The organism is Enterococcus mundtii, from assembly GCF_013394305.1.
GTDB lineage: Bacteria > Bacillota > Bacilli > Lactobacillales > Enterococcaceae > Enterococcus_B > Enterococcus_B pernyi.
The window spans coordinates 36772-53705 of sequence record NZ_AP019810.1; the positions used below are offsets into that span (position 1 = coordinate 36772).

At 38.7% G+C, this 16934-nt stretch carries 16 protein-coding genes and 1 pseudogene; 3 read left to right on the forward strand and 14 right to left on the reverse strand.

Annotation, left to right across the window (positions count from 1 at the left end):
* Positions 1 to 134: 134 nt before the first annotated feature.
* The 5 genes from HZ311_RS00180 to HZ311_RS00200 form a co-directional block, all read right to left on the reverse strand.
* Complete coding sequence (locus HZ311_RS00180) at positions 135 to 1109, reverse strand: cation diffusion facilitator family transporter (protein ID WP_023519677.1); 975 nt, start codon at positions 1107 to 1109, stop codon at positions 135 to 137.
* Between the two features lie 30 nt (positions 1110 to 1139).
* Positions 1140 to 1532 carry a DUF4430 domain-containing protein gene (locus tag HZ311_RS00185; protein ID WP_178946386.1) on the reverse strand — a complete coding sequence of 131 codons (393 nt, stop codon included), beginning with the start codon at positions 1530 to 1532 and terminating at the stop codon, positions 1140 to 1142.
* Between the two features lie 116 nt (positions 1533 to 1648).
* Positions 1649 to 2725 carry a hypothetical protein gene (locus tag HZ311_RS00190; protein ID WP_137072457.1) on the reverse strand — a complete coding sequence of 359 codons (1077 nt, stop codon included), beginning with the start codon at positions 2723 to 2725 and terminating at the stop codon, positions 1649 to 1651.
* Positions 2725 to 3603, reverse strand: coding sequence for a hypothetical protein (locus HZ311_RS00195; protein ID WP_023519680.1), 879 nt, complete (start codon positions 3601 to 3603; stop codon positions 2725 to 2727). The genes HZ311_RS00190 and HZ311_RS00195 overlap by 1 nt, the downstream gene beginning before the upstream one ends.
* A 191-nt stretch (positions 3604 to 3794) precedes the next feature.
* Positions 3795 to 3986, reverse strand: a complete 192-nt coding sequence (locus HZ311_RS00200) for a hypothetical protein (RefSeq protein WP_010735437.1) — start codon at positions 3984 to 3986, stop codon at positions 3795 to 3797.
* Between the two features lie 159 nt (positions 3987 to 4145).
* On the opposite strand from HZ311_RS00200, the gene HZ311_RS00205 reads away from it, so the two are divergent.
* The 3 genes and pseudogenes from HZ311_RS00205 (at position 4146) to HZ311_RS00215 (ending at position 7977) form a co-directional block, all read left to right on the forward strand.
* The gene (locus HZ311_RS00205; protein ID WP_010735436.1) at positions 4146 to 5648 is read left to right on the forward strand and encodes a DUF1846 domain-containing protein; all 1503 of its coding nucleotides are present in this window, start codon (positions 4146 to 4148) and stop codon (positions 5646 to 5648) included.
* A gap of 418 nt (positions 5649 to 6066) precedes the next feature.
* Positions 6067 to 7248 carry a NupC/NupG family nucleoside CNT transporter gene (locus HZ311_RS00210; protein WP_023519682.1) on the forward strand — a complete coding sequence of 394 codons (1182 nt, stop codon included), beginning with the start codon at positions 6067 to 6069 and terminating at the stop codon, positions 7246 to 7248.
* Between the two features lie 169 nt (positions 7249 to 7417).
* Positions 7418 to 7977, forward strand: a pseudogene (locus HZ311_RS00215) (guanylate kinase).
* A gap of 30 nt (positions 7978 to 8007) precedes the next feature.
* Here HZ311_RS00215 and HZ311_RS00220 read toward each other — a convergent pair.
* The 9 genes from HZ311_RS00220 to HZ311_RS00260 all read right to left on the reverse strand — a co-directional run bounded on the left by HZ311_RS00220 (position 8008) and on the right by HZ311_RS00260 (position 16933).
* Entirely contained in the window at positions 8008 to 8514 is a 507-nt protein-coding gene (locus HZ311_RS00220) for a GNAT family N-acetyltransferase (RefSeq protein ID WP_010735433.1), read from the reverse strand.
* A 13-nt stretch (positions 8515 to 8527) separates the two neighbouring features.
* A complete protein-coding gene (locus HZ311_RS00225) occupies positions 8528 to 9490 on the reverse strand; it encodes a sce7725 family protein (protein ID WP_137072460.1) in 963 nt (320 codons plus the stop codon).
* A 7-nt stretch (positions 9491 to 9497) separates the two neighbouring features.
* Positions 9498 to 10187 (reverse strand): hypothetical protein, encoded by a 690-nt coding sequence (locus HZ311_RS00230; protein WP_023519685.1) that lies wholly within the window; start codon positions 10185 to 10187, stop codon positions 9498 to 9500.
* 265 nt (positions 10188 to 10452) lie between these two features.
* Positions 10453 to 11910 carry an amidase gene (locus tag HZ311_RS00235; RefSeq protein WP_023519686.1) on the reverse strand — a complete coding sequence of 486 codons (1458 nt, stop codon included), beginning with the start codon at positions 11908 to 11910 and terminating at the stop codon, positions 10453 to 10455.
* Positions 11911 to 12056: 146 nt separating this feature from the next.
* Complete coding sequence (locus tag HZ311_RS00240) at positions 12057 to 12998, reverse strand: dihydroorotate oxidase (RefSeq protein ID WP_023519687.1); 942 nt, start codon at positions 12996 to 12998, stop codon at positions 12057 to 12059.
* An 83-nt stretch (positions 12999 to 13081) separates the two neighbouring features.
* A complete protein-coding gene (locus HZ311_RS00245) occupies positions 13082 to 13723 on the reverse strand; it encodes a PepSY domain-containing protein (protein WP_023519688.1) in 642 nt (213 codons plus the stop codon).
* 180 nt (positions 13724 to 13903) lie between these two features.
* Complete coding sequence (locus tag HZ311_RS00250) at positions 13904 to 15070, reverse strand: SAM-dependent methyltransferase (RefSeq protein ID WP_023519689.1); 1167 nt, start codon at positions 15068 to 15070, stop codon at positions 13904 to 13906.
* Positions 15071 to 15247: 177 nt separating this feature from the next.
* Entirely contained in the window at positions 15248 to 16069 is an 822-nt protein-coding gene (locus HZ311_RS00255) for an integral membrane protein (RefSeq protein ID WP_023519690.1), read from the reverse strand.
* 12 nt (positions 16070 to 16081) lie between these two features.
* Positions 16082 to 16933: a sugar ABC transporter permease gene (locus tag HZ311_RS00260; protein ID WP_010735425.1), complete on the reverse strand. Its 852-nt coding sequence runs from the start codon at positions 16931 to 16933 to the stop codon at positions 16082 to 16084.
* Between the last annotated feature and the right edge of the window lies 1 nt (position 16934).

The window sequence follows — 16934 nt, forward strand, 5'->3', positions numbered from 1 at the left end:
ATAAAAATCATCGAAAAAGATAAGATGAAATTCATTTTCCTCCTACCTTTCAGATGATTTTACACTATAAATAAACGAATTATTTTTTTGACATCAAACTTTTTTATAAGTAAAAAATAACACTAGTTTCTAAATTATTTCTCGACGTTCTCTATCATATTTTCTTGTGTTTTCTTTATTTGCGAATAATTTGGATCATATTTATCTGTTTCAATGTAAATATAGATTTTTTTATCCTTTAATTGTTCACGGATCGTCCGTTCAATATCATTGATGATCATGTGTACTTGATATTCTTTACTCTCAAATAGATCGATTTTTGCCGCAACTAAAATCTCTGTCGGACTTAAATGCACAGTTTTGATATCAATGACGCGATTCACTTCATTTCGCTCAAAAGCAAATTTGATCTTTTTCAAATCTGTTGTAGTCACGCTCTCGCCAATAATCAAACTATAAAATTCTTTTGCCAGAAAGATAGCAGCACCCATCAATAGAAAGCCGATCAATAGTCCACTGATGGCATCAAAAGCTGCAATCCCTGTCACCATAGTCAATCCGGTGCCGACTAAAGCAAGAACAAGACCAATTACAGCACAGAGATCTTCGGTGAAGATCACGAGGATCTCACTGTGGCGACTTTCGCGTAAAAAGCGCATGATTGAAAGGTTTTCAGTGTTCAATTCGCGGATTTCTTTCATCGCGATTCGTAATGAACTCCCTTCTACAGCTAGACCAAATAATAGAATCAGGATGACGATCCAAGGATTACCAACTTCGTGGGCGGGATGGGTAAGTTTTTCAAAAGCTTCCATCACACCTAGCGCGCCCCCACCAAAAAACAACATCATGGCAACAATCGTACTGAAAAAATACTTTGCTCGTCCTTCGCCAAATTGATGTAATTCGCTTTGACCACGATTCGCACGTTTGTCACCGACTAGTAGTAATACTTGATTGCTACAGTCAACGATACTATGGATACTTTCATTCAACATAGCGGCACTGCCACTGATGGCATAACCGACAAATTTACTAAACGCAACTAAGAGGTTGGCACCTAACGCTGCCAATACAGAAAACATTCCGCTCTTCTTCAAATTCTCCATTGCTTTTTCTTCCCTTCATTCTTAACAACATCAAAGAGTATCTAAATTAAAGATGACGGTTTGATTATTTTTTAATATAGTTTCTTTTGCGCCTACTTTTGTATTTTTACCATCCACACTGAACATCCAATATTTTTTCTCTTCGGTATTTTGGATCTGACCATTGATCGAGGTGATAAATCCTTTGTCTTCTTCCACACTAAAGTTTTGTTCCAACACGTCCAGTAAATTTTCTCCTGTATGGAACGTCACTTTTTTTACTAAGGTATCAACCCCATCTTCTTGCAAGGTGATAGTTGCTGTTTCATTCGTCACCATGGATGACGGTTTTGGGTCAGCTTTTTTTGTCTTTTGATTTGTACAACCGGTAAAGAAAAGCAACATCGAACAGACAATGAGTAAACTGGTTACTATCCTTTTCATTTTACTCCTCCTAAGTATAAAAAAAGCCAAGGAGAAACCCGATTCCTTGGCTCTTTTTTCATCGATCATCTGAATGGATCATTCTGAAGCATATAAGGCATGATTGCTCTTTTTCATCAATTTTTGCGGACCATCAAAGGTACTAAAAATTCATAATTGATAAAGAAATCGATCACTGAACGATGATAGTCACCAGAAGAAATCGCTAGATCTGTCTGTGTTGTGTCTTTAAGAGAAATTTGGAGCGACTGACCTTTATCCAGCAACACCTTATAAGTCGTGTCATCCAATTTTTCCATATCATACTGCGGATTTTTCATTGTGACAATAAAAATATCATCTAATACTTCTTGCGTAGCTGGAAACTTACTTGAAATATCTAATCTTAGTGGCTTCGTATTGTCCAACAAGGTTTGATCCACCGTAAAACCTAATTTACGTGCATAAGCAAATAATTGATTCAACTTGTGATTGAAAATCGTGATCTGACTAGCCGAAAACACGCGTTCAACAGACCAATGACGAATCAATGCTAACACTCGGTCATCATCGATCTCGATCGTCATTTGTTCTGGGGATACTCGCATCAAATTGATGGATTCTACTTGGTATCGTTGGTCGATCGTTGGTAACACAAAGGAGAACAACAATTCTTTTTGTGGGGTCAAACTATAATTGATTGAAAAATATCTTGTTTCCCATACATCATATGCTTGTTTGGATAACTCCAAGCCAATATCATTCAATGGTTTTAATATCTCGTAGGCAAAGTATTCGATCAAACTTGTCTTAGCAATGGCAGAAATCGGTGTATCTTCTAACACATAGCGATGATATGCGACCAATAACTCATTGAAATCCGCTTCGATCAAATATTTACGTAATCGTAAATCGGCCAACTCTTCTTCTGCGGCTGCAATCAAGTCAACGATGTCTTCGTGATCATTTTGTTTACCAGAAAGATATGCTTGGTTTTCATTGACCGCTTGCTCGATCGTTGAACGTTCATTATCTGTTTGATTCGTCGAGTTTGGGACGACTTTTTCTTTTTCGTGGATTTTGGCTTCTTCGCGAATTTCTTCTACTTCATTCGTCAACTCTTTGTCGATGCTGGATGCTTCTTCTACTGGGTCAGTCGTTTCATGATTTTCAGCTGTTACTTCTTGTAGGTCTAAATCTTCTTGTTTTGTCATCACTCGTCTCCTCCCTCTTCTACTATTTCAGGGTTTTCACTGCCAAGGTACGACATCAAGAAACGATGGATCGACTGTCTGAAACCTTCCATGTCACCAAAATATTTTTTTATTTGACGTTGTTCTTTTTCAACGATCGCAGCGCGTAGCTGGTCCGCTTTTTCTTCATGTAATAAGGTTTGCTTTTGTTTTTGGATTTTTTCTGGTTCTTCGATATAAGGCAACCAACCTAATTTTTCATTTTCAAGTGCTTGTTTCTTTTGTTCTAACGCTTGGATTTCTTCGTCTATTTTTTTACGATTCAAGAAACCTTTCGTATCATCTAAGTCAGTGATTTGCTGATTGATCTCTTTGATGGCCTCTTCTAAACGCTCGATCTCTGTTTTTGCAGTGATCACTTTTGCCTCTAACTCATTGATTTTTTTATCAAAATCATGGGTTTGTTGCGTCGCATAGTTCTCCCATTCTTCATCGATTTGCGGTAATACAAAGATTTCAGGTAAGCTGGCATCGATCCCAATCGTTGCTCGTTCATGAAAATAGGTGCCGATCTGGTAATAACTCATCGTCGGAGAGATGGTCTCTGTATGTTTCATAAAGGGAAATTCTTGCAAGAAACGGTCATGGATCTTCCGCATCAACAGCTGATCGATCTCATGATTTTCATTTGAGCTTTTTTTAAGCTCATCGTTCAAGCGTCCATTGTATAACTGATAGATTGCGGGAATATTCTCCTCGCGGACAGCTTGTTCAAAAGCTTGCAGATCTTCTAATAATTGTGAAAGATTCATACTTGCTTTTTCTTTGATATCGTAAAACGAAGATGCTTCCTCTTGTTCGTTTTCATCATAATGTTCGTTCGTCTGTGGGTCTATCATCTTACTGGCCTCCTCTTGCTTTTGAACGCATCAATTTTCCATCAATTATTCTATGTAATCCAATAGTATCATTTTCTAAGAAAAAAGTGTTACTAAGTATGCGCTGACTTAGAACAAAAATTACTTTTACTTGTATTAATTGAAAGTTAGAGAACATAAAAGAGCGGGTCAGCGATTCCCCGCTCTTAGCTTTATTTTTTGGGTAAATCTCTTGTTGTAAAATGGATGCGTTGGTTTTCATCTCGTGTAAGTAATGTTTCTTCATTTAAGTAAGAGAACTTTAATTCATTTAGTTCACTATCTTCTAGCATATGCTCATATCCTGTAAAAATTGAGCGTATATACTGTTTGTACGCGTTTTTCTTTTTTTGTCTTTTTTTCATAGGACACCTTCCTTATCAAACCTATCATACCAATGAATGCCTTCTGAGACAAGCATGTTTCTTTTGTTTTTTCTTTGAAATTTCTTTATATACTTAATTGATAGTTGACGAAACCTTCAAAAAATGAAAAAATGCGAGAGTAGCTAAGGAGGGAAACAAGTGAAAAAAATAGGTTTTGACTCAGAAAAGTATATCGAAGAGCAATCTGCGTATATCCTTGAACGCGTTCATCATTATGATAAGTTGTATCTGGAATTTGGTGGGAAATTAGTCGATGATAAGCATGCCAAACGTGTCTTACCAGGATTTGAAGAAGATGCTAAAATCAAATTATTGCAAAAGTTGCGTGACCAAGCGGAGATTTTGATTTGTGTGTATGCTGGTGACATCGAGCGGAATAAGATTCGTGGTGATTATGGGATCACATATGATATGGATATCTTGCGCTTGATCGATGAATTACGAGGATATGGATTATCGATCAATAGTGTAGTGATCACCCGGTATAACGGACAACCAGCAACTAAAGTATTTATCAATAAATTGGAGCGTCGGAATATCAAAGTCTATAAACACGCTGAAATCGAGGATTATCCGATCAATGTCGAAAAAATCGTTTCAGAGGATGGTTTCGGCAAGAACGAATACATCGAAACAACGAAACCAATCGTTGTCGTGACAGCTCCTGGTCCAGGTAGTGGGAAATTAGCTACCTGCTTGAACCAACTGTATCACGAGAGCCAAAAAGGCAATGCAGCAGGTTACTCTAAATTTGAGACTTTCCCTGTTTGGAATGTTCCATTGAAACATCCCTTGAACATTGCTTATGAAGCAGCAACAGTCGATTTGAAAGATGTCAATATGATCGATTCTTTTCATTTTGATGCCTATAATAAGGTGGCAGTCAACTACAATCGTGATGTAGAGACTTTCCCAGTCATTAAACGGATCATCGAAAAAATCACTGGTAAGGAATCGGTCTACCAGTCTCCTACTGATATGGGCGTCAACCGCGTAGGCTTCGGTATCACGGATGATGAAGTCGTACAGGAAGCCTCGAAACAAGAGATCATCAGACGCTATTTCCAAACGGCTTGTGACTTTAAAAAAGGTTTGACAGATGAAGATGCCGTCAATCGTATCAAATTGATCATGGAGGAAGTCGGTTTACGTCCAGAAGACCGTAAAGTCGTGACCCCTGCTCATGAGTATGCAAAAACTAGTCAAGCGGCAAGTACTGAACCGATGGCAGTGATCGCGATCGAACTTCCTGATCAAGTGATCCTTACAGGTCGGACAAGTCAATTAATGGATGCTTCGGCTGCTGTTGTCTTGAATGCGATCAAATATCTCGCCCATATCTCTGATGACATTCCGTTGTTATCGCCTCTTGTCTTGGAAACGATCCAAGGACTTAAAAGCAAGGCATTGCACTCTTCGATCGATACACTCAATCTCAATGAGGTGTTGATTGCTTTATCAATCAGTGCAGTGACTAATCCAATCGCACAAGTTGCTTATGAAAAATTAGCAGAACTTGAAGGTGCGCAAGCACATTCAACTGTGATGATCAATAAGAATGATGAACAAAACCTGAAACAATTAGGTATCGACATCACTAGTGCGCCTGTTTACCCTTCAGAAAACTTGTATTATCAATAAATAATTCTTCGATGATGGCTAAAATAGAAAAATAGAAGTTACCTCGATAAATAAGGTGGTATCCATGAAAATTGCTCAAATTTTTGTGGGTACCCTTTGTTTTTTGGAGAAGCAGCTTCTGTGTCAGACTTTCCTGTTTTAAAAATAAATAAAGTAAAGTTGTTGCTCGTCTAACAAGTCCTGATAATATTCATCTACCTTCATCTACCAAGTAATATACGTATATGCCACAACTGCTAGATAAATCAACAATTTAGGTTTCCCAAAGTGACTTCTATTCATTAAAAGACACCTATCTTTCCGTTCTCTTACATGTATACGCTTTAGTCTAAAAATCTCATGAAATTTCTCTCAAAAGATTCGTATTCTTTAAAAATAACATGTAGAATTAAACGGAATTTGGTAAGGAGTGATTTTTTTGAGTCAGTTTATTGGAATAATAGGTTTACTTTTGATTTTTGGGTTGGCGGTTTTGATCAGTAGCGATCGAAAAGCCATCAAACGCAAACCATTGATCATCATGCTCGTTTTGCAATTTGCGTTTGGGTTTGTTTTACTGCGTACGACTTTTGGTACAGCGGTTGTTGCGATGCTAGCCAAGCTATTTGATCACTTATTGGCATTTGCCGGTGAAGGTGTCAATTTCGTCTTTGGGGGTGTAGCAAACGTTGGAAGTGCCCCATTCTTCTTGAATGTGTTGATGCCAATCGTCTTTATTTCTGCAATTATTGGGATTTTGCGTTACATCAAGATTCTTCCTTTATTTATGAAAGCAGTCGGTTTAGGATTGAGTAAAATCAACGGAATGGGAAAATTAGAATCTTATAATGGTGTTGCTTCAGCGATTTTAGGTCAATCAGAAGTTTTTATCTCCATCAAAAAGGAACTGCCTTTCTTAACCGAAAAGCGTCTGTTCTCGATGAGTGTTTCCGCAATGTCCACGGTTTCGATGTCCATCGTTGGTTCCTATATGGCATTGATTGATTCAAAATACGTGATCACTGCTTTAGTTTTGAATCTTTTTGGTGGATATATTCTTGCCTCGATCGTCAATCCTTATGAGTTAGACGAAAAAGAAGATGAATTAGTGATTGAAGAAGACAAAGAACAAACATTTTTCCAAATGTTAGGCGAATATATTTTAGATGGTTTCCATGTCGCAATCACAGTGGCTGCAATGTTGATCGGTTTTGTTGCTTTGATTGCTATGATCAATGCCTTGTTCAGCGGGATTTTTGGGATTACATTCCAACAGATTTTAGGGTATATTTTTGCGCCATTTGCATTTATCAGTGGGATTCCTTGGAAAGAAGCGGTTGATGCCGGTAGTATCATGGCAACAAAACTTGTGACAAATGAGTTTGTAGCAATGACTGAATTATCGACTGGGACTTTTGAATTTACAGAACGTACCACCGCTATCTTATCAGTCTTCTTAGTATCATTTGCGAACTTCTCTTCAATTGGGATCATTTCAGGGGCAATGAAAGGGTTGAATGAAGAAAAAGGTAATCTTGTAGCAAAACATGGATTGAAAATTTTGTTCACCGCTTCATTAGTCAGCTTTTTAAGCGCAATTGTTACCGGAATACTGGTGTAAAGCTATCTTTTATCTAGCGTCTTAAGTATACTGAACTTGGCTGGTTTGAACAGATGACCTGTTTAAATTGGTTAGGTTTTTTTATTTTAAATGACAGATTTCCACTTTTCGGTATATATTAGTTATAAACATGTCTTTGATCATGTCACTATAGAAAGGAATATTACCTATGAATAAATGTTATGTATTTATTGGGCCTTCTGGTTCCGGAAAGACGACACTAGCTCATGCAATTTTTTCTTCACAACAAAAGATCATTACGTATACGACCCGCCCCCACGAAAAAATGAAAAAAATCACCTTGATTACCATTTTGTTTCTCAAGAGACCTTTGAAGAAATGATCGTCCATCAGGAATTTGCCGAATGGGATCGGTACGCCGATCACTATTATGGCTCAAGTAAACAAGAGATCTCAACGAAGCTTGCACAGGGTGACTGCTTCACGGTCCTTACAGCCCCAGGTTTTTGGCACTTGTATGAACAATTTGGTCGTTGTATCGTCCCTGTCTTCATCATAGTAGCAAAAGAAAAGTTGTATGAACGATTTGTACTTCGCGGAGACTCACCAGATAAAATCAGGCAACGGCTCGCTCTCTTTGAAAAAGATCAAAAAGAACTTGAAAAATTAACACTTATTCCTACCTTGATCTCATTTGAAAATAATCAGACGTTAGAAATCGAAACAGAAAATTTAAAGCAAGCCATCCATGCAGCGGATCATCGCTGAACAGTTGGCTTGCTTTTAGTTTTGAGCACTTCACAATAATTTTTGATAGGCTTTTCTTTCTCCGTGTGGGAATGGAAATTCAATCATGCCACAATAATGAAAACCTGCCGAGTATATCGTTTTTTCCATTGGGTGATTAGTGGGAAACGTATCGATCCGAACGTCCTTGATTCCTTGACATGTGGCAACGGTCAATAAATGATCTAATAATTGTTTTCCAAGTCTTTTCCCTCTTACGTTTTGATCAAGAGCAACTCGATGGATGGAAAGATACGGCTCTCTCCCCTCCCAATTTCCGGCAATTGCTGTATAGACCGGATCAATGCCTGCAACAAGCGCCGCAGTGCCAACGATGTCTTCTTCGTCAATCAAGACGAAGCTTTCCTGCCTTTCAATGTCTTCGATGAATCGTTCTTTTGATGGTTTTTGATCTCCTTGCCATTGAGGCAATCCTTGCTCAGCAAGGTATGCTGCAGCTTGATCAATGATTTGTAGCACTCTCGGCAAATCATCTAATGTAGTTTTTCTAAGGTACATATCTCTGCTCCTTTTATTGATCTGTGATCAATTTGTATAGCTTGTCTATTCTTGAACCACTGCGTAACCAGTCTGTCGGATGATCTAAGAGCTGACTAACTAATTCAAGATGATGTAACAATGTCCATTTCTTCAAAACTCCCAGACCAGGGAATTTTTGTTGGCGATACAAGCTGACAAGCTCAAGTAATCCTTCCGTGATATAAATTTGTTGATGGTTCCTCATCAACCAACCATACATTTTATTGGCTGCTTCCATAAATTTCAATGCTTGATCTTTTGCGGAATCATTGGTATCTGAAACGAAGTGTTTGATTCGCATATTCCCATAAGCATCGACGTATGTAATATGCAAGGCCAACGCTCGACTGGGAAATCCTTTATCGAAGTAACGACTGCCTTCGATCGTAAAATTGGAAAACCCATGATAGCCATCCATTTGAAAGAACAGATGATCATCGCTAAAAAAATCATCATTTTTTTCTGCATAATTTTCCACATGCCGTCTCGTTTGAAATTGATCACGGATAATGATTTTATTCTCAGGCAATTGCATGCGTAAGCGACTAGAATCAGGAATGAAAAATGTCGCATTAGTTTTGATCAAAGCTTGCCAAATCGCATTTTCTCTAGGTTGATGTTGTCCATCAAAAATAATGAATGGCGGGGGTGATTCAATCATTCTTTCATAATTGCTCGGCGTAATGATCTCTGCCTCTGCTAACGAGCTATCTTCACTGGTCACCCATGTGTGAATCGGTTGATCGAACAGTTTGAACTGACCCACTTGCGGATTCTTTATGATAATCAGCGGATGATTCTTTTTTTGAAACAACTCGACAACATTTTTTAGCGTCGCCGAATCACGTACTGGCTCGATGATTGGCTGAATCTTAGTGGATAAAAGTCCACGATTCAAACTTTCCTTTAATGCAAGTAGATCGAATTGTTTGCCACGTAAATAAGGATAATACATATATTATTCACTCCAATGGTTCAGTTGGCAGACGTCGAATATGACGTTGCTGGCGCAACCAGTCCTGTTCTTGTCGCAAGGCACGATTTTCTTCTTGCAGATCATGGATTGCTTGACTTTCAATTTCATCAATAAACCTTTCATAGTAGCGTTCTTTTGAGAAGGGATCTTGTGTTTCTGAGCGTTTTTTTAATTCTTTGTACAGCTGATCTGAAGGGAAATATTTTACTCCCCGTTCCATTTGTTTGGCCTTTCTGACTTCTCTAAACAATGAAGCCATAAAACGATTTGTCAATGCCTCTTCTGCTACACCTAACTCACGGCGCATTGCTTTTTTTGCAATAATAAAAGTTCCAGGAACAGTCATTTCCTCTTCTAGTGCATACGAACGATAGACTAATACACCAATCTCTGGTGGGATCTCACTTTTGACTTCTTCATATAAATTTTTTGGTAAAACAAAATAATTATAGTGACCGACAAAGGACAATTTAGCAGTTGAGCGAAAATCAGCTTTTGTGACTTTCAATTCATAACAGCGCCATTCTCTTGTTCCGTCAAATTTCATCAGACAACTTAAAGTATCCACGATTCCATGATCTTCAGGCATTGTTACTTCCTCGACCACGATCCCTCCCTGTTCGATACAATAATGATACAACGATGATTCCAGCTCGATCGTTAAAGGAGTTTTCATACACTTCACCTCCGAACATACTTTCGCTTTTCATTCTACCTGAAAAGCCAAGATAATCCAACAACCATTTTATTTTTTTGTATGCTACTTGTCTAACAATAAAAAAAGCAACATAGAAAAGACGAAAAATGCAGCTCAAACATCACATTTTTCGTCTTTTCAATTGCACTCGTTTTTTATTGATCGATCGACTTAACGGTAAATTCTTCTACCTGTTTGCTATTCCGTATTAAAAATCGCACGATTCATTTGTTCTGTTGATCTCTTACGCTTGCTCGATTCCTGGCGGAAGATAAAACAAACCATGTTTTTCAAATAATTCACCAATCTGAAAGAGTAAGTCTTCTCTTCCTCTGGCAGCCATAAACTGAATTCCTAGTGGCAATCCTTGTTCACTGACATGTGTAGGTAGACTTATTGCAGGTTGCCCAGTTAAGTTCGCTAGTTGTGTATAAGGAGTGATCGTCAAGCTCTCTTCAAACATCGCTGACACGACTGCCAACCCTTCATCTGCCGATAAATGAGAGACATCAGCCATCTGCTGACGGATCAAGTCACTTTGTAAGTCAGCTGTGATTTTAGGCGCAGTATCCGCAGTGGTTGGCGAAAGGAACAAATCAAAGGACTCAAATAAGCTTTCCATCGTGACAGCTGCATGATCCCATACGTGCAAGGAATGCACATAGTCTGCTGCTGTAAGTTTTTTACCGTATTGCCATAATGTCCATGAGATTGGTTCTAGCTCGTTGCTTTCTATCCTCCGCTGCAACCCATTTTCGATCGACTCGATCATTGCTGCCGTTTCAGCACCATTCATTTGATAATACGAGTTGATCAATGTACGTCCATCTAAAGGATAAGGAATCTCAACGGTTTCATGTCCTGATTGTTCTAGAAAATGCAGTGCTTTTTGAACAGCAATTTGAGCATCTACACTTACCTTCGACCCGATTGGTGAATCAACACAGACAGCGATTTTCAACCGTTCCTTCACTGGATGCTGTTGCCAAAAGGCTGGTGTCACTTGATAAGGTGCCCCACTATTGATTCCTTGTAATGCTTGGAACAACGCTTTTGTATCTCTCATGGAAATCGTTAGTCCGAAATCAATTGCCGCTCCTTGCCAGCCTCGCCAAGCATTTGGACCAACAGGCATTGTTCCTCTTGATGGCTTCAAACCGATCAAGCCAGAAAATGAGGCTGGAATACGGATCGAACCACCCCCGTCACTGGCACCTGCCATAGGAACGATCCCAGCCGCAACAGCCGCCGCAGCTCCGCCACTTGATCCTCCTGGAGAGTATGCCAAGTTCCATGGATTTCGTGCTGGGCCATATAATTGTGGATCGGTAATATTCTTAAAGCCAAACTCAGGTGCATTCGTTTGACCAAATGAAACTAGGCCAGCTTTTTCTACCGCCTGAACATAATTTGAATTTTTGGATGCTCGGTGTTCTTCGAAAATCCTTGAACCAGAAGTTGCCAACCAGCCTTTTTTTTCTTGTCCTAGCATTTTTAAAGGAAATGGTATTCCTGCTAGTAGCGAATCACTATCCAGTTGTGGTCGTTTTACATTTGATTGGAAATCAAGTGCTTCAAGTGTGACAAATGCGTTGATTTCTGGATTGAACTTTTCGATTTTCCGCTTTGTTTCTGTAAAAAGTTCTTCCAAGCTGAATTGCTTTGTTCTTAAACCATTCGCAAGATATGTTGCATCTTTCATGCTCTCCCTCCTCAGTTACGGTTATTTTCTCATATGACAGAAAAAGCAACAATGTTTACGCTTAGTCTCTTATTCTAAATAGAAAAACACTTGAAGCAACTGAATGCTTCAAGTGTTTTTCTCTAGTTATAAGAATGAAAGAGGTATTACGACATCGAGCGTAATTTCCCTCTAAATTCGTCGATTGAATGGTAGCCTTTTTCCGCCATGATCGTCTCTAATTCTTTACTGATACGATCAAAAATAGCTACTCCCTCTTTGTGAAGTTCCGTACCGATCTGTAACATGCTTGCGCCGCATAATAAATGTTCAAAAGCATCTTGTCCATTGCGGATACCGCCAGTACCGATGATTTTGATCTCTGGTTTCAAGCGGGTATAAAATGCCCGGACATTCGCTAACGCAGTAGGTTTGATATATTCGCCTCCAAGTCCACCAAAACCATCTTTTGGTTTGATGACGACTGTTTCACTCTCAGTATCGATATAAAGGCCATTTCCCACACTGTTGATCGAGTTCACATAGGCGATCGGGTACTGATTCAAGATTTCCGCCATTTGATCAAAGTGGGCGAAATCAAAATAAGGAGGAAGTTTGATTCCCAACGGTTTTGAGAACACTTGAAAGACTTCTTTCAATAAAACTGCTGTTGCCTCGAAATCGTAAGCTAGCTGCGGTTTTCCTGGAACATTTGGGCATGAAAGATTCAGCTCAGTGATCCCTTGGTAATCACTTTCTTCGATCAACTTCAACATTTCCAGATTTTCCTCTGCACTCATACCGGCAATCGAGAAAAACAATGGTTGTTCTTGTCCATGCTCTTTCTCGTAGGCCAATGCATAATCCAGATAATAGGAAAAACCTAAGTTTGGTAAGCCCATTGAATTGATACTCCCCAGTGGCACATCATAATAACGAGGTTCAGGGTTTCCTGCTCGCTCATTGATGGTACAGCTTTTTGTAATGAACGCCCCCGCATTCGAATGTGCAAGTTCATCTAATTCCGCTGTAGTCATGCAATGGACACCAGAAGCGTTCATCAAGGGATTTTCAAAAGAATGATTTAAGAAAGTAGTCGTTAAGCTCAAGTTATTCTCTCCTTTTAATAAAGCGTTTTTTCTAGTGTATCATTTAAGCGAACAAAATCAACAAAAATTTATCGAATGTTCGATCAATCATCGATTTCTGAAGACAATACTTCTCCTGTTTGACTATTGATTTTTACATTTGTTGTTTGGTTGCCATTTTTCACTTTGACATCCCAGTAAGTAGTTCCTAATTCTTTATCAAGGTCCCAATCTGTAGCAGTTCCAGCGCCAACTTTTTCAACCGCGATTTTCCCAGCTTCTTCGATTGAGATCAGATTGCTGACATCTAAGCCGTCTTCTGATTTTTTCTTGCCGTTTTGTTCGTCACGATCTAATTGCTCTGGATTCTCTGCCTCAAGTTTTTCGTCCATCGCATTGATTTTCACTGAATATTCGTTTTGATCATCGACACCTTCAATTTTGTAGAAGTAGCTTCCCCAATCACTATCGAGTTCTAAGCTAGTGATTGCTGCATCTGGGTATTTGTTTTGGAATAATTCAATCGCACGATCCGCAGAAACTTGAATATCAGGGTTTGCTGTTTGTGAAGAGGATGAATCAGTAGAACCAGCGGATGTGCTAGAGTCTTCTGACTTGTTCGTAGAGGTTACAGTTGTTTCTGACGACTGATTGGTCGTACTTGATGGGGTAGTTGTTTGGTTTGGCTGGCACCCCGCCAAAAGTAGTAAAGAAAATAAGCCTGTAAAAATAACTTTTGATTTCATAACAATTCTCCTTTTTATTAGGTATTTATTTTCAGTATAACGAAAAGAGTGAATACTGTCAGCCGATACCATGAAAAATCAGTCTATAGTCTGATTTTACAACTAAAAAAGAACCTGTTTTTACGTAAAAAAGTAAAAACAGGTTCTTTTCATTTAAATAAAAAAACAAAACTCAATAAATTATTTCCGATGCATTGGGATCGAATTGTTCCCTGGATGGACTAACAAGTACTGGATCACATCGATATTGCTCGATTCAAAAGATGCGGCACAGGCTTGTAAATAAAGATCCCACATACGATAGAACCGATCACCCATCTCCTGAGTCACCTGCTCTTGAACCGCATGGAAACGTTGCGTCCAATGTTGTAATGTCCATTGGTAATCACGACGTAAACTTTCTAAGTCGATCACTTGTAGATCGTTTTCCGTGATATCCTTAATCAGTTCCGTCACACCTGGTACATAACCGCCAGGGAAAATATATTTATTGATCCACGCATTCGTTGCACCACCTTGTTGTCGGCTGATTCCATGGATCAAAGCAGTTCCTTTAGGTTTCAACAAATCTTTGACTACTTTGAAATATTCAGGTAGATTTTCTGACCCTACGTGTTCGAACATCCCCACACTGGTGATATGATCGAAAGTCTCCTCTTTCAACTCACGGTAATCCATTAGAAACACACGACATTGGTCTTCTAGATGCTCTTCTTTGATTTTATTGGTGATGAAGTTGTATTGTTCTTCACTGAGAGTAATACCAGTCGCTTTGACATGATATTCTTTTGCAGCAGTAAATAGTAACGTTCCCCAGCCACAACCAATATCCAAGAGGGATTCCCCTTCTTTGATAAATAGCTTATCTAAAATATGATGGACTTTATTGATCTGTGCTTGCTCCAGACTATCTTCTGGAGTTTTGAAATAAGCACAAGAATACGTCAACGTTGAATCAAGCCATAAGCGATAAAAATCATTGCCTAAGTCATAATGAGCATGGATATCCGCTTTATTTTGTTGCTTTGTGTGTTTCTCTTTTTTTGGTAACCACTTCAGATAATCTTTGCTACGCAAGAAACTATCGGTATGACTATAAGCATCGTTGATCAATGATTGGATATTCCCTTCGATTTCAATGCGATGATCCATATAAGCTTCCCCTAAAGAAAGAGAAGCATTTTTCGTCAACTCTTTGATTGGGATCTCTTCATTGAGCGTGATTTTGATTTGTGGAGGGTTATCGGTATCCCCATACTGCTTCGTCGTTCCATCCCAATACGTGACTTCTACTGGAAGTGAAAAAGAGTGCGAAAATAGTTGATGATAAATTGTTTTTTCTAACATAATGATCCTCCTAAAACAAAAATTACACTATTACGTTATACCTATTTCGTCAAAGAATCAACAGATTACAGGCAATAAATAAAAGCTTTTTGAAAATTTCAGAAACACAAAAATAAAGAGTGTAAGGAGGAAGACATTTCTGCTTTCCCTCTTACATTCTTCATTTTTTTGATTCGATCAGACTTGGATCGCTTTTGAATCTTTGAAGCCAGTTTTAGCGAAAATCCATAGTAACAATAAAACGGCTATGGTCGACTGGATGCCCATCATCAAGACAAAATCAAAATGGATAAAACCGACAAAACCAGCAATTATCGAACTCACACCTAGAACATTCAACATCAAATTTGCGCTCTCTTTAAAGTTTTTTATAGAAGAGAATTTGCTTTTTCTTGTTAGCCATAAAAAGAAGGCAGCGCCGAACAAAATCAAGCCAGTCATGATAAACAATAAAATACCTAACGTCAAACTGTAAGATAAAATGATCATCGGTCGATTACTCGCATAAAATTCATTCTCTAAAAACTGTTCAAACTCTTTTGGACTTGTCATTCTCATAAAATCAAATGAGGAGGGATATGACATATTGTATTCTCGTTTTTGTCCATCCTCTTCTTGACGGATCGTCCAGCTGGTCTCTTCAAAATTGATTGCGGCTCCTCTTTCTGCCATTTCTTCTGGCGTCAGTGCTGTTCCGATGATGACATCGTTTGTTACACTAATGATCTCAGAGTCAGCTGTTAAGCGACCGTTCGTAAGTTGTAGTTCACGTAAGCGTGCCACCCCTTCCTGATCGATCAACGTATTCACCGATAAGAATTGTTCCATCGGGATCGCCGAGACTTGATTCGTATAAAATAAAGTAATCGGCATGACCATAAAAGAAATTAGAAACAGAAAGATCACGATAAATTTTGGCCAAGTGAGTTGTTTTCTACCTAAAAACAACTGTTTTGGACTTCTTAAGCTTGAAAAGTAATTGAGTGGGAATTTATCCATAGCAAACGACTCCTAACCTTTGGTCCCGCCTGATGTCAGTCCGGTCACAAAGTTTTTTTGTAAAAAGAAGAACAATAAACATATTGGTACAGCAATCAAGATTGCTCCCGCCGCAAACAGAGAAACGCGTTGGTTGGTTACATCAGAAATAAAGGTTTGTAATCCAACTGCGACTGTTTGATTTTCAGGCGTACGAAGTAGGAAACGTGCCAACATGAAGTCACCAAATGGTCCCATAAATGCCCAAAGCGCTTGGACTGCGATCATTGGTTTGACTAATGGCAAGACGATTTGCAAGAAAATCCTAAAGTGTCCTGCACCATCCAATTTAGCTGATTCATCTAAATCGATTGGGACTGTATCGAAGTATCCTTTCATCAGCCAAGTGTTCATTGGGATTCCCCCACCGATATAGATCATTGTCAGGAACCAATAACGATCCAATGCACCTAATAGAAAGGCCATCACATAAAAAGCGGTCAAAGCTGCCATCGTTGGTACCATCTGGATCACTAGAAAGAACATCAAACTTGATTTTCTTCCGATGAAACGATAACGACTATACGTATAACCAGCAAGTGTCACAACAGTTACTTGAATGACCATCGTTAAAACAGAAATGATCAACGTATTTTTATACCACGTGCCATACAAGGTTTCATTGAATAAGCGAGAAAAATTATTTAAGGTCCAATCACCGGAGAAATCCAAACTAAAAGCAGCAATATTGCCTGGTTTGAAAGCAGTACTAGCTGTGATCAATAACGGATAGATGATAATGATCGACAATAGGATCAAAAACACATAAGTGAAGAAATGCGAAAGTCTCCGTTGGAACTTAGCACTCGTACTAAATTTTTTCATG

Excerpts from the sequence above, each read along its gene's own strand:
- HZ311_RS00180 (WP_023519677.1), bottom strand. The coding sequence starts at position 1,109 with ATGGAGAATTTGAAGAAGAGCGGAATGTTTTCTGTATTGGCAGCGTTA.
- HZ311_RS00230 (WP_023519685.1), bottom strand. The coding sequence starts at position 10,187 with ATGAAAACTCCTTTAACGATCGAGCTGGAATCATCGTTGTATCATTAT.
- HZ311_RS00190 (WP_137072457.1), bottom strand. The coding sequence starts at position 2,725 with ATGACAAAACAAGAAGATTTAGACCTACAAGAAGTAACAGCTGAAAAT.
- HZ311_RS00245 (WP_023519688.1), bottom strand. The coding sequence starts at position 13,723 with ATGAAATCAAAAGTTATTTTTACAGGCTTATTTTCTTTACTACTTTTG.
- HZ311_RS00250 (WP_023519689.1), bottom strand. The coding sequence starts at position 15,070 with ATGTTAGAAAAAACAATTTATCATCAACTATTTTCGCACTCTTTTTCA.
- HZ311_RS00225 (WP_137072460.1), bottom strand. The coding sequence starts at position 9,490 with ATGTATTATCCTTATTTACGTGGCAAACAATTCGATCTACTTGCATTA.
- HZ311_RS00235 (WP_023519686.1), bottom strand. The coding sequence starts at position 11,910 with ATGAAAGATGCAACATATCTTGCGAATGGTTTAAGAACAAAGCAATTC.
- HZ311_RS00200 (WP_010735437.1), bottom strand. The coding sequence starts at position 3,986 with ATGAAAAAAAGACAAAAAAAGAAAAACGCGTACAAACAGTATATACGC.
- HZ311_RS00185 (WP_178946386.1), bottom strand. The coding sequence starts at position 1,532 with ATGAAAAGGATAGTAACCAGTTTACTCATTGTCTGTTCGATGTTGCTT.
- HZ311_RS00220 (WP_010735433.1), bottom strand. The coding sequence starts at position 8,514 with ATGTACCTTAGAAAAACTACATTAGATGATTTGCCGAGAGTGCTACAA.
- HZ311_RS00255 (WP_023519690.1), bottom strand. The coding sequence starts at position 16,069 with ATGGATAAATTCCCACTCAATTACTTTTCAAGCTTAAGAAGTCCAAAA.
- HZ311_RS00260 (WP_010735425.1), bottom strand. The coding sequence starts at position 16,933 with ATGAAAAAATTTAGTACGAGTGCTAAGTTCCAACGGAGACTTTCGCAT.
- HZ311_RS00195 (WP_023519680.1), bottom strand. The coding sequence starts at position 3,603 with ATGATAGACCCACAGACGAACGAACATTATGATGAAAACGAACAAGAG.